Annotated in this window: 1 protein-coding gene; it reads right to left on the reverse strand. The window is 55.5% G+C overall.

The features are described from left to right. Window positions 1–203 (reverse strand): LptA/OstA family protein (locus AAEZ02_RS23505; RefSeq protein ID WP_351125661.1); only part of this gene is annotated, 203 nt, incomplete at its 3' end. Between the last annotated feature and the right edge of the window lie 33 nt (window positions 204–236).

The raw sequence follows: 236 nt of genomic DNA on the forward strand, positions 1-236 counted from the left end.
GTGTTACCGGTAATCTTCATCGAGCCCTGGGTGATGATCACGCCGCCGGTATAGGTGGCGACACCTTTCTTGTCATCGAGCTGTGCATCGTCAGCCGAAATATGGATCGGTTGCTGGCTATCGTTCGGCAGAGCCCAGGCGCTCACGCTTCCCAGTGCTGCGCCCAGACCGAGCAAAATAGGGAGGGTTTTAACGAGCCTCATACTGTCCTCTTACGTTCGATAGCAGGTGTATCC

The organism is Shewanella sp. T24-MNA-CIBAN-0130 (assembly GCF_040310185.1).
GTDB lineage: Bacteria > Pseudomonadota > Gammaproteobacteria > Enterobacterales > Shewanellaceae > Shewanella > Shewanella psychromarinicola.